10 protein-coding genes are annotated in these 13,341 nt (G+C 37.8%); 6 read left to right on the top strand and 4 right to left on the bottom strand.

The window, feature by feature from the left end; genetic code table 11:
- Positions 1-8: 8 nt before the first annotated feature.
- The 4 genes from mnmE to rpmH all read right to left on the bottom strand — a co-directional run bounded on the left by mnmE (position 9) and on the right by rpmH (position 3,316).
- The gene (gene mnmE / locus AMD01_RS12635) at positions 9-1,397 is read right to left on the bottom strand and encodes a tRNA uridine-5-carboxymethylaminomethyl(34) synthesis GTPase MnmE (protein WP_053401791.1); all 1,389 of its coding nucleotides are present in this window, start codon (positions 1,395-1,397) and stop codon (positions 9-11) included.
- A gap of 301 nt (positions 1,398-1,698) precedes the next feature.
- Positions 1,699-2,325, bottom strand: coding sequence for an RNA-binding cell elongation regulator Jag/EloR (gene jag / locus AMD01_RS12630; protein ID WP_053401852.1), 627 nt, complete (start codon positions 2,323-2,325; stop codon positions 1,699-1,701).
- 397 nt (positions 2,326-2,722) lie between these two features.
- Positions 2,723-3,064: a ribonuclease P protein component gene (rnpA, locus tag AMD01_RS12625; protein ID WP_053401790.1), complete on the bottom strand. Its 342-nt coding sequence runs from the start codon at positions 3,062-3,064 to the stop codon at positions 2,723-2,725.
- Between the two features lie 117 nt (positions 3,065-3,181).
- Positions 3,182-3,316, bottom strand: coding sequence for a 50S ribosomal protein L34 (gene rpmH, locus AMD01_RS12620; RefSeq protein WP_053401789.1), 135 nt, complete (start codon positions 3,314-3,316; stop codon positions 3,182-3,184).
- 833 nt (positions 3,317-4,149) lie between these two features.
- Here rpmH and dnaA point away from each other — a divergent pair.
- The 6 genes from dnaA (at position 4,150) to gyrA (ending at position 13,081) form a co-directional block, all read left to right on the top strand.
- Positions 4,150-5,493, top strand: a complete 1,344-nt coding sequence (dnaA, locus tag AMD01_RS12615) for a chromosomal replication initiator protein DnaA (protein ID WP_053401788.1) — start codon at positions 4,150-4,152, stop codon at positions 5,491-5,493.
- Between the two features lie 193 nt (positions 5,494-5,686).
- Positions 5,687-6,823: a DNA polymerase III subunit beta gene (dnaN, locus tag AMD01_RS12610; RefSeq protein ID WP_053401787.1), complete on the top strand. Its 1,137-nt coding sequence runs from the start codon at positions 5,687-5,689 to the stop codon at positions 6,821-6,823.
- Positions 6,824-7,030: 207 nt separating this feature from the next.
- Entirely contained in the window at positions 7,031-7,243 is a 213-nt protein-coding gene (yaaA, locus tag AMD01_RS12605) for a S4 domain-containing protein YaaA (RefSeq protein WP_053401786.1), read from the top strand.
- Between the two features lie 15 nt (positions 7,244-7,258).
- The gene (gene recF, locus AMD01_RS12600) at positions 7,259-8,377 is read left to right on the top strand and encodes a DNA replication/repair protein RecF (RefSeq protein WP_053401785.1); all 1,119 of its coding nucleotides are present in this window, start codon (positions 7,259-7,261) and stop codon (positions 8,375-8,377) included.
- A 155-nt stretch (positions 8,378-8,532) separates the two neighbouring features.
- On the top strand, positions 8,533-10,455 hold the full coding sequence (gyrB, locus tag AMD01_RS12595; RefSeq protein WP_053401851.1) for a DNA topoisomerase (ATP-hydrolyzing) subunit B: 1,923 nt from the start codon (positions 8,533-8,535) through the stop codon (positions 10,453-10,455).
- 127 nt (positions 10,456-10,582) lie between these two features.
- Complete coding sequence (gene gyrA / locus AMD01_RS12590) at positions 10,583-13,081, top strand: DNA gyrase subunit A (protein ID WP_053401784.1); 2,499 nt, start codon at positions 10,583-10,585, stop codon at positions 13,079-13,081.
- Positions 13,082-13,341 lie beyond the last annotated feature (260 nt).

Raw genomic sequence — 13,341 nt, 5'->3', positions numbered from 1 at the left:
AAAACCGTTTATTTTCCTAAGCAAAATTGTGAGAACAACTGATCGATCAAGCTTTCATGTACAGACTCTCCAATAACTTCTCCGAGAATTTCCCACGTACGTGTTAAATCAATTTGAACAATATCAATTGGAATACCGCTCTCAATCCCAACAATCGCTTCCTCAATCGCCTGCTCTGCCTGCGATAGTAGACCGATATGACGAGAATTTGATACATATGTTAGATCCTGTGCCTCAATGTTCCCTTCAAAGAACAGGCTCGAAATCGCCTCTTCTAATTGATCGACACCTTGCTCTTGTACTAAAGCAGTTGTGACTACTGGATGTCCTGATGCTAATTCGTACACTTTATCTAAATCAATTTTCTTCGTAAGATCCGTTTTATTCACAATGACGATATAGTCCATACCACGGACAGCTTCAAATAACTGCTCGTCCTCATGTGTAAGTTCGTCATGGTAATTTAAAACAAGTAAAATGAGATCTGCCTCTTTTAAGTATTGACGCGAACGCTCGACTCCAATACGCTCGACAATATCTTCTGTTTCACGAATTCCCGCTGTGTCTACTAAACGCAACGGTACCCCGCGCACATTTACGTATTCTTCAATAACATCTCTTGTTGTTCCTGGAATATCTGTTACAATAGCCTTCGTATCTTGAACTAAGCTATTTAACAATGAAGATTTCCCAACGTTTGGTCTTCCCACGATAACCGTAGCCAGTCCTTCACGCAAAATTTTCCCTTGCTGGGACGTTTGCAACAGCGTTTGAATCTCGCTACGCACATTTGAGGCCTTTTCAATTAACATTCGATGAGTCATTTCTTCTACGTCATCGTATTCTGGATAATCGATGTTTACCTCTACGTGAGCAAGCGTTTCAAGAATTTCTTGTCGCAGACGGCGAATCAGGTTTGATAATCGCCCCTCCATTTGCTTAATGGCAACGTTCATCGCACGATCTGTTTTGGCACGAATTAAATCCATGACCGCTTCAGCTTGTGACAAGTCGATACGCCCATTTAAAAAAGCACGCTTTGTAAATTCACCTGGTTCTGCAAGTCTAGCACCATTGGTAAGAATTAATTGCAAGACACGATTAACGGAAACAAGTCCACCGTGGCAATTAATTTCAATAATATCTTCACGAGTAAATGTTTTTGGGCCTCTCATAACAGAAACCATGACTTCCTCTACCACATCGTTGGTTTTAGGATCAATGATATTTCCGTAATTAATTGTATGAGAAGCGACGGTAGAGAGCGTCTTACCAGAGGGACTTTTAAAAATACGATCAGCAATAGCGATTGCTTCTTCCCCACTTAAACGTACAATAGCAATAGCTCCTTCCCCCATCGGTGTGGAGATAGCTGCAATTGTATCAAGCTCTAACATCATTCTTTCACCTCTCTTTTTTTCTCTTACCTATCTTTATTTATAAAAACATCTTAAAGATGCAACGTTTTAACACAAAAGGTGTTAACCAAATTTAAAGCATAGCACAAACCATTCTTGAAAAAAATAGGTATTTTTTGAACAAACGGATTAAGTTATTCACATTTCTATAAAATGCGTACCTTTTATTTTAACTTATCCACATGTGAATAACAATTCTTACTAATCTTCTTCGAAGAGAACTATTATTTCAAAATAAAAAACGCTCAGTAAAAGCTGAGCGTTTGAGAAATTGTCTATTTTATGATTTTCTGCGCTTCACTTGGAGCGGTTCAATGACTAAGTGACGATTCGGTTCTGTTCCTACAGAATAAGTTCGAATAGACTTATTCCGAACGAGCGCTTGATGTAAAATTTTTCGCTCGGCGGAGTTCATAGGCTCAAGTTCGACTTTCGATTGCGATTTCAGTGCCTTCGCAGCAAGTTTCCCAGCTAAAACTTCCAATGATTGCTTCCTTTTTTCACGGTAGCCCTCTGGATTTAATTTAATATTTATATAATGAGTAGAAAAACGATTTGCTACTAGCTGAGTAAGAAGCTCCAGTGCGTTCACCGTTCCACCTCTTTTACCAATCAGCATAGAGGCATCTGTACTATTAATAATAAATTCAATGTCTCGACCTTGTGCTTTTTTTGTAATATCTGCTGTAATTCCCATCTCCGTAATGACACGTTGGAGATATTCTTCAGCTTCCTGCGCAGAATCAATTTTGCGTTTCATTTCAATAACTGCCGGTTTTTTATTAAAAACGCCTAAAAAACCTCTTTTTCCTTCATCAATTACAGATAAAATAACTTGATCTTCGTTAAGACCCAACTGCTTAAGACCATTTTGAGTCGCTTCTTCGACTGTACGTCCAGTGAACATTGTAGTCTCCAAATCAAACTCCTCCTTTTAAGAGTTTTCTGATTATTAAAACGTTATAGTCTATTATTAAGTATACGAACAATAAGAGGAGAAAAACAACGTATGAAAGGACATTATGTAGAAATAAATTGAAATCTAGTTGTTTTTTCATTAGAGGAATTCAAATTAGTAGTAATTTTGAAAAGAGGAACGTAAAATTGTGGATAGAGGAGATTATGAGCACCGATCCAAGCCTCTTCGCTGTAAGTAAGGGCTCTACATCAATCACTTAATTATGTAAAAGGCGAGATAGAACACGTCGTTTTAGGTGCAAAACCCTTTTAAAAACGGTCCTGTCCACTTTTAACTATTCCTTCGTATCCCCTCATCCTTCATTTTAACAAACAAAATACCTTCATTACTTTTTCAACACTTTAGATCTTCTCAGCACATGCTGCAAGCTTTTGCTCACTTCTTCATATGTCATTTCTGCCGTTGGATACCTTGCAATAATTACATAATCCCTATTTTGCTCTAGAGAACTTGATAACTCAAAGAAAACCTGGCGAATTAATCTTTTTACTCTATTCCGTACCACAGCGTTGCCGATTTTTTTCCCAACTGACAAGCCAATACGAAAATGAGGCTGATCCGGTTTTTCGATAGCGTATACCACAAATTGACGGTTCGCAACGGACGTCCCCTTTTTAAAAACATGCTGAAAATCTTTATTTTCTTTGATTCGATAACTTTTCCTCATTGTTTTAACAGCTCCTGTACCATTCCGTTCTTCTCACATTTTCTGCAACTTTAACCTGGTTTAAACCAGGTTAAAGTGTACAAAGAGAAAAAAAGACCACTGACAGTTCAGTGGCCATTATGCTGACAATACTTTTCTTCCTTTACGACGACGGCGTGCTAACACTTTACGTCCATTAGCAGAGCTCATGCGGCTACGGAAACCGTGTACTTTACTACGCTTACGTTTATTTGGTTGGTAAGTTCTTTTCATTTATCTACACCTCCTCGAGGAATATCTGAAAAAGACAGTCTTAATAATTATAGTGACATGTCTCCCATTCTGTCAACTTTATAATAAAAAAAGACGATTTTTATCTCTATTTTATCTCTTTTCATAATGAACGGTTTCATTTAACAAATCAGGTTTAGCTGCTTTTTGTATCCTGAAAATCACGTTTTGGCCTGCGCTGAATCAAATCTATCTCCAGATCTTCTTCTTAAGCATACACCTTAAGCAACAGATATAGACATTCAATTTTTTCAATACTACCTATCTTATCATTTTTTTACGTATCTGTCTTCATCACCTTCATAGTATACACAAATATTATCTAGTTGTTTACCCCATTCTTTCCCTCTTCATAAAATTATCTCTTTTTATTCAACGCTCCCTATTTTCCCTTTGTGGATAAGTTTTTTCGACATTTTTTTCTTATCTCCAGATTTATCGACAAGGGGTACACATTATATAGTGCTGTGGACAAATTATTTCCACAACCTGTAGTGATTGTGGATAAGTTTCGAAAATCCATTGCAACTATTGGTTTTCTTTGATATTATATTTTTGTTTTCACTCTTAATAAGCAAATTCTACTGGTTGAAATATCCACAGTTGTGGATAACTTGTGGAAATTTTATTCACCATGTGTGTATCTTTTTGTCCACTTCTTGTGGATTATGTCTAAAAGTCACTTTTCTTCTATATTATATATTTATCCACAATGTCTAAAATGTATATTTATGATTTTCTTATGCATTCCGTTGCATATAGTACTGTACAAAGGTTGTACAATGAATTTTCACACGTAAGGGAGGGGGATTGTTTTGGAAAATATCCATGATTTATGGACCAAAGCGCTGACTGAAATAGAGAAAAAATTAAGCAAACCTAGCTTTGAAACATGGTTAAAATCAACAAAGGCCCATGCACTGCAAGGAGACACCCTAATCATTACAGCTCCTAACGACTTTGCCCGCGACTGGCTCGAATCACGATACTCAGATTTAATTGCTGAAACTCTTTATGATTTAACAGGGGAAGAATTAGCCGTAAAATTTATCATTCCCCAAAATCAATCAGAAGAGGACTTTGATCTTAATGCTCCAAGAAAAAAAGTTCAAAAGTCGGATGAGACGAGCGAATTTCCTCAAAGTATGCTGAATCCTAAATATACGTTCGACACGTTTGTTATTGGCTCTGGAAACCGTTTTGCCCACGCAGCATCTCTTGCCGTTGCAGAGGCGCCTGCTAAGGCCTATAACCCTTTATTTATTTACGGGGGAGTTGGGTTGGGGAAAACTCACTTAATGCACGCGATTGGTCATTATGTGCTAGATCATAATCCGAACGCAAAAGTGGTGTATTTATCTTCTGAAAAATTTACCAATGAATTCATTAATTCAATTCGTGATAATAAAGCAGTTGAATTCCGTAACAAATATCGCAGTGTTGATGTCTTACTGATAGATGATATTCAATTTTTAGCTGGAAAAGAACAAACGCAAGAAGAGTTTTTCCATACGTTTAATACGCTGCATGAAGAAAGCAAGCAGATCGTTATTTCAAGTGATCGCCCACCGAAAGAAATTCCTACGTTAGAGGATCGCCTGCGTTCACGATTTGAGTGGGGGTTAATTACAGACATTACGCCACCGGATTTAGAAACACGTATTGCGATTCTGCGTAAAAAAGCAAAAGCAGATGGTTTAGTCATCCCAAATGAAGTGATGCTGTACATCGCGAATCAAATTGACTCGAATATTCGTGAGCTAGAAGGGGCTTTAATTCGCGTTGTTGCCTATTCATCTCTAGTAAACAAGGATATTAATGCTGACTTAGCAGCAGAGGCGCTAAAAGACATCATTCCAAGCTCTAAGCCTAAAATGATTACAATTCAAGATATTCAGCGGGTAGTAGGGCAACAATTTAATATTAAGTTAGAGGATTTTAAAGCCAAAAAGCGTACAAAATCTGTAGCTTTCCCAAGACAAATTGCTATGTATCTATCTCGAGAGCTGACGGATTTTTCACTACCGAAGATTGGCGAAGAATTTGGCGGCCGTGATCACACAACGGTCATTCACGCTCACGAAAAGATCTCTACACTTTTAGGAACAGATAATCAGTTAAAAAACCAAATCCAAGAGATCAAAGATATTTTACGTTAATCCACTTATCTCTTGTAACATGTGAATAATTCATATAGTATTATGCACAGTCTATCCACATGTGGATAGACTGTAATTATTGGGCTGCAGTATAGTTATCCACATACTCACAGCCCCTACGACTACTACTACTCTTTTAAAATAATAATAAAAGTATTCCTAAAACCATTTAGTCCATAGGAGGATTTCCATTATGAAGTTTATTATCGCGAAAGATGCATTAGTGCAAAGTGTTCAAGATGTTATGAAAGCTGTATCTTCTCGAACAACGATTCCAATCTTAACAGGGATCAAAATTGTAGCAACGGATGAAGGCGTAACTCTAACGGGAAGCGATTCAGATATATCTATCGAATCATTCATCCCAGTAGAAGAGGATGGAAAAGAGATTGTCGACATTCATCATTCTGGAAGTATTGTGCTGCCGGCAAGATTTTTTAGTGAAATTGTACGTAAATTACCAAAGGAGTCTGTTGAAATTGAAGTTCAACCTCATTTTTCGACGGTTATTCGATCAGGTAAGGCTGAATTTAACTTGAATGGATTAGATGCTGAAGAATATCCTCATCTTCCACAGATTGAAGAGGAGAATGCATTTAAAATTTCAACGGACCTTCTAAAAAACATGATCCGCCAAACTGTCTTTGCGGTGTCCACCTCAGAAACACGACCTATATTGACAGGTGTAAACTGGAAGGTAGAAGATAAAATTCTTACATGTATTGCAACAGATAGCCATCGACTTGCGCTGCGTAAGGCTCCAGTAGAAATTGATGCTGATTCGTCTTACAACGTGGTGATTCCAGGTAAAAGCTTAAGTGAATTCAGCAAAATCTTAGATGATTCTCATGACCTAGTAGATATTGTTATCACAAACAATCAGGTTTTATTCAAAACGAAGCATATCTTATTCTTCTCTAGACTACTTGACGGAAACTATCCTGATACGTCTCGTTTAATTCCATCTGAAAGTAAAACAGATATGACGTTAAATGTGAAGGAGTTTTTACAAGCAATTGATCGAGCGTCTTTATTAGCAAAAGAAGGGCGCAACAATGTGGTGAAGCTTTCAACACTTGAGGAAGGGGTTGTTGAGATCTCATCTAACTCACCCGAAATTGGTAAGGTAATCGAAGAGGTGCAAAGCCAATCAATTGATGGAGAAGATCTAAAAATCTCGTTCAGTGCAAAATATATGCTTGATGCACTAAAAGCCTTAGAAGGAACTGAAATTAAAGTTAGTTTCACTGGTGCAATGAGACCTTTTATTATTCGTACACCAGAAGATGATTCTATGTTACAATTGATCTTACCAGTACGTACTTACTAATCTAATCGATTGAACCATTAATTTTTATATAATCGCTCTTTTTCTGTAATTCTTGGTCTTCAGCTGAGGTTTGAAAAGGAGCGATTTTCTGCCTAAAAAGAGGGCTTACAAGGGTGCATACGTAGATTACGTGCCCTTGTCCTTTTCTCTTTTCGTTTTATTTAGTACAATATATAAGATACACAATTTGAAAGTGAGAGGTATTCGATGAAGGAAGTTCGCATCTCAACAGAAGTAATTACACTAGGTCAGTTTTTAAAATTAGCGGATGTGATCCAAACGGGTGGCATGGCTAAATGGTTTCTTCAAGAATATGAAGTATACGTGAACCAAGAACCTGAAAATAGACGAGGTCGTAAATTAAAAGATCAAGATATAATAGACATTCCTGATGTAGGGAAGTTTGTGGTGATTTCTTAAAGTTGGTGATCCCTTTTGTATATTAAAGAACTATCTCTGGTAAATTACCGGAATTATAATCGAACAACTGTTTCTTTTGAAAATAAAGTGAATGTGATCCTTGGGGAAAATGCTCAAGGAAAAACAAATGTCATGGAATCGATTTTTGTGCTGTCTATGGCCAAATCACATCGTGCATCAAATGACAAAGAACTTATTCAATGGGATCAAGAGTTCGCAAAAATTACAGGTCAGATTGAAAAGCAAAACGGACCAACCCAACTAGAATTAATCATCTCAACCAAAGGGAAAAAGGCAAAATATAACCATATTGAGCAACAAAAGCTTAGTCAGTATATTGGGGCTTTGAATACGGTCATGTTTGCCCCAGAAGATCTAAATCTCGTTAAGGGTAGTCCCCAAGTTCGAAGACGATTCATTGATATGGAGATTGGTCAGGTTTCTCCTGTATATATGTATGACTTAAGTCGTTATCAAAAAATTCTTCAGCAACGCAATCAGTATTTAAAACAACTCCAAACGAAAAAAACATCTGATATAACGTTTTTAGAAATTATGACAGAACAGCTATGTGAAGTTGCTGCTCGTGTTCTAAAGAAACGATTTGAGTTTTTAGACTTGCTACAAAAATGGGCAGAACCGATCCATGATGGCATAAGTCGTGGAAAAGAAACGTTAAAAATTACGTATAAAAACTCAATAGATGTATCAGACAAAGAAGACTTGTCGAAAATGATAGAAGAATATGCAAAAAAGTTTGAACAGATTCAATCAAGAGAAATCGATCGGGGAGTTACACTCGCTGGTCCACATCGAGATGATTTGATTTTCTACGTAAACGATAAAGACGTTCAAACCTTTGGCTCTCAAGGTCAACAGCGTACAACCGCTTTGTCATTGAAATTAGCGGAAATTGAGCTTATTTACTCGGAGGTAGGGGAATATCCCATTCTTTTATTGGATGATGTTCTGTCAGAACTAGATGATTATCGACAATCACACTTACTCAATACCATTCAAGGTAAAGTTCAAACTTTTGTTACGACCACAAGCATTGATGGTATTCATCATGAAACATTAGAACGTGCTGCTACCTATGAGGTAACAGCTGGAGAGATTCAGCGTATTAAATAGTTTTTTGCACCACTTTCTATCCTTGTAACAATCATTATGAGTTCGCTAGAAAATGGTAGGTAAGGAAAGATTCATTCAAATATATTTTTTAAAAACATCTAACAGCTCTACTTGTAGAGTATGTAATAAAAAGTGTAGGTGAGAGACAGTTGCCAATGGAACAGAAAGAAGTACAACAATCATATGATGCAGATCAAATACAGGTATTAGAGGGCTTAGAAGCGGTACGTAAACGTCCAGGTATGTATATTGGATCTACGAGCGGAAAAGGTCTTCACCATTTGGTATGGGAAATTGTAGATAACAGTATTGACGAAGCTTTAGCTGGTCATTGTTCAGAAATTGGAGTAACCATCGAAAAGGACAATAGCATCACTGTCACTGATGATGGTCGTGGAATTCCCGTAGGTATGCACGAAAAAATGAAACGCCCAGCTGTTGAAGTTATTATGACAGTGCTTCATGCCGGCGGTAAGTTCGGTGGAGGAGGCTATAAAGTTTCTGGTGGTCTCCATGGCGTAGGGGCTTCAGTTGTTAATGCCCTGTCGGAATTTCTAGAAGTATTTGTTCACCGTGATGGAAAAATCCATTATCAAAAATATACACGTGGCGTTCCAAATGAAGATCTAAAGGTGATTGGTGATACAGATAAGACTGGTACAATCACACACTTCAAGCCAGACCCAGAAATCTTTAAAGAGACGTTAGAGTATGACTATGACACGCTCGCAAATCGAATTCGTGAGTTAGCGTTCTTAAACCGTAATATCAAGATTACAATTACGGATAAACGCGAAGAGCCTGAAAAGCATAAAGCTTATCACTATGAGGGTGGAATCAAGTCCTATGTTGAGCATTTAAATCGCTCAAAAGAACCTATTCATGAAGAGCCTATCTATATCGGTGGAGAAAAAGATGGAATCTCAATCGAGGTAGCGATGCAATATAACGAAGGATATATTAGCAACATCTATTCTTTCGCTAACAACATCCATACTTACGAGGGCGGTACACATGAATCTGGATTTAAAACGGCTTTAACACGCGTTATTAATGATTATGCTCGAAAGAATAATCTTTTTAAAGATAGTGACGCAAACCTAACTGGTGAAGATGTTCGAGAAGGTTTAACGGCAATTGTCTCAATTAAGCATCCTGATCCACAGTTTGAGGGACAAACGAAAACGAAGTTAGGAAATAGTGAAGCACGTACAATCACTGACTCGCTATTTTCTGACCACTTAGAGCGATTTTTACTTGAAAATCCGAACGTTGCTCGCAAAGTAGTGGATAAGGGAACAATGGCCTCTAGAGCCCGTCTAGCAGCGAAAAAAGCACGTGAACTTACTCGACGTAAAAGTGCTTTAGAAATCTCTAGCCTTCCTGGGAAACTAGCGGATTGTGCATCAAAAGATCCTTCTATTAGTGAACTATACGTAGTAGAGGGAGATTCAGCGGGTGGATCAGCGAAGCAAGGTCGTGATCGCCATTTCCAAGCTATTCTGCCGTTGCGTGGAAAAATTATCAACGTGGAAAAAGCTCGCCTTGATAAAATTTTATCTAATAACGAAGTTCGCTCCATCATCACGGCTTTAGGAACGGGAATTGGTGGAGACTTTGATATTACGAAAGCTCGTTACCATAAGCTTGTCATTATGACAGATGCTGATGTTGATGGTGCGCATATTCGTACGCTGCTATTGACATTCTTCTATCGTTATATGAGACAAATCATTGAGCATGGTTATATCTACATTGCGCAGCCACCTTTGTATAAGGTCTCTCAAGGTAAACGTGTTGAATATGCGTACAATGATAAACAGCTAGAAGAAGTATTAGCTACCTTGCCAGCTACACCGAAACCTTCTCTTCAACGTTACAAAGGTCTAGGAGAAATGAATCCCGACCAACTTTGGGAAACAACAATGGACCCAACAAATCGTACATTGCTTCAAGTGAGCTTAAAAGATGCGATTGAAGCGGACGAAACGTTTGAGATCTTAATGGGTGATAAGGTAGAACCGCGTAGAAACTTCATTGAAGAAAACGCTAAATACGTTAAAAACCTAGATATCTAAGTTCGTTTATGGAAATATTCATCATTAAACAAAGTAAGTCATCACAGGATAGAAGAAACTCTATCCTGTCTTTACTTATTGAACGGCTGTATTTTATGAACGAGCTTTTTAAAGGAGGTTCTGATGTATGTCAGATAAGCCAGTTTCAAATGTAAAAGAGATTAATATTAGTAAAGAAATGAGAACATCATTCTTAGATTATGCGATGAGTGTAATCGTTTCACGTGCCTTGCCTGATGCTCGTGATGGATTAAAGCCTGTTCATCGCCGTATTTTGTATGCAATGAATGATCTAGGGATGACATCAGATAAAGCACATAAAAAGTCAGCACGTATCGTTGGTGAAGTAATCGGTAAGTACCATCCACATGGTGACTCATCCGTTTATGAAACAATGGTTAGGATGGCGCAGGATTTTAGTTATCGCTATATGCTTGTAGATGGGCACGGAAACTTTGGTTCTATCGACGGTGACGGAGCTGCGGCTATGCGTTATACCGAATCTAGAATGTCCAAAATCTCTATGGAGCTCTTGCGTGACATTAACAAGGATACGATTGACTACCAAGATAACTATGATGGTTCAGAACGTGAACCAGTTGTTCTTCCTTCTCGTTTCCCGAACCTTCTAGTGAACGGATCATCTGGGATTGCAGTAGGGATGGCGACTAACATTCCTCCTCATCAACTAGGTGAAGTTATCGATGGTGTTTTAGAGTTAAGTAAAAATCCAGATATTACGATTCCTGAATTAATGGATATTATCCCAGGACCTGATTTCCCCACAGGTGGACAAATTTTAGGACGTAGTGGAATTCGTCGAGCGTATGAAACGGGTAAGGGTTCGATTACAGTTCGTGCGAAAGTAACAATTGAAGAAAAACCAAATGGAAGAGAAACCATTCTCGTTTCCGAGCTTCCATATCAAGTGAATAAAGCAAGATTGATTGAGAAGATCGCTGAATTAGTGCGTGATAAAAAGATTGATGGAATTACAGACTTACGTGATGAATCTGACCGAGAAGGTCTACGTATCGTCATTGAAGTTCGTCGTGATGCAAATGCAAATGTTCTACTGAACAATTTATATAAGCAAACAGCTCTTCAAACAAGCTTTGGTATTAATACACTAGCATTAGTTGAAGGGCAGCCTAAAGTGCTGAACTTGAAGGAATGCTTACATTATTATCTTGAGCATCAAGTAGTCATTATTCGTCGCCGTACTCAATTTGAATTGCGAAAAGCTGAAGCAAGAGCTCATATCTTAGAAGGTTTGAAGATTGCCCTTGACCATCTCGATGAAGTAATAGCCTTAATCAGAAGATCTCAAACAGGAGAAATTGCAAAACAAGGTTTAATGGAGAACTTCTCATTAAGTGAAAAACAGGCCCAAGCAATCCTTGATATGCGTTTGCAACGTTTGACAGGTTTAGAACGTGAAAAAATTGAAGAAGAGTATCAGGCTCTTGTTGCTTTAATTCAAGAACTAAAGGCGATTTTAGCTGATGAGGAAAAGGTACTTGAAATCATCCGCGAAGAATTAATGGATATTAAAGAACGCTACAATGATGAGCGACGTACTGAAATTGTACTAGGTGGACTAGAAACGATTGAGGATGAGGACTTAATTCCTCGCCAGGATATTGTTATCACACTAACACACAATGGATATATTAAGCGTCTTCCTGTTTCTACCTATCGAAGTCAAAAGCGTGGCGGTAGAGGAATACAGGGAATGAACATGCATGAGAATGACTTTGTTGAGCAGCTCTTAACCACTTCTACACATGATACGATCCTGTACTTTACAAACAAAGGTAAGGTTTATCGTACAAAAGGTTATGAAATTCCTGAGTTTAGTCGTACAGCTAAGGGTCTTCCAATTATTAATTTACTTGAGGTGGATAAAGACGAATGGGTAAATGCGATTATTCCAGTTGAGCAATTCGTCGATGACGCTTATCTGTTCTTCACAACAAAACAGGGCGTTTCAAAACGTACGCCTCTTTCTTCTTTTGAAAATATCCGTACAAGTGGATTGATTGCTCTAGGATTGAGAGAAGAAGATGAGCTGATCTCTGTTAAGCTGACAGACGGTAAAAAAGAGATTCTCATTGGTACTCAAAACGGAATGCTAATTCGTTTCCCTGAAGATGATGTTCGGTCAATGGGACGTACTGCAACCGGAGTAAAAGGAATTACGCTTGCAGATGATGATGAAGTCGTAGGGATGGAAATTTCCGACGATGAATCTGACATTCTCATCGTAACAAGAAATGGATATGGGAAACGTACGAAAACATCCGAATATAGAATTCAGTCTCGTGGTGGGAAAGGTCTTCGAACATGTAACGTTACAGAGAAGAACGGTAAGATCGTTTCACTTAAAACGGTAACTGAAGAAGAAGACATTATGTTGATCACGGTGAGCGGGGTTTTAATACGTGTTGCCACTAAAGATGTTTCTCAAATGGGACGAAATACGCAAGGTGTAAAATTGATTCGCCTTGGAGATGAAGAATTTGTTTCGACTGTAGCGAAAGTAGAAGTTTCAGAAGAAGATTCGGATGACATTACAGATGAAGAAACAGCAATAGAAGCAGAAGTAGTAGATACTGAAGAGTAAAAACAAGGGGACACAGATCTATAAAAGATACGTGTCCCTTTTTTATATTGAAGATGGTTTATTCTTTTTTATTTTTTTTGGTTTTCTATTGAACTAAGAAAGAATATCTGATATTATATTAAAAGTCAGCAAAACACATACATAAGTCGGAACGAAAACTTAAAAAAGTGGTTGACATAAAAGTTCGAAAGTGATATATTAAAGAGGTCGCTTTTGGGACAAGAGTTCTTTGAAAACTGAACAAAACAAGCAAAACGTCA

Origin of the sequence: Priestia koreensis, from assembly GCF_001274935.1 — a bacterium.
Classification (GTDB): domain Bacteria; phylum Bacillota; class Bacilli; order Bacillales; family Bacillaceae_H; genus Bacillus_AG; species Bacillus_AG koreensis.
Note: the sequence above shows the minus strand (reverse complement) of the source record. Positions and strands in the feature narration are given on the sequence as shown.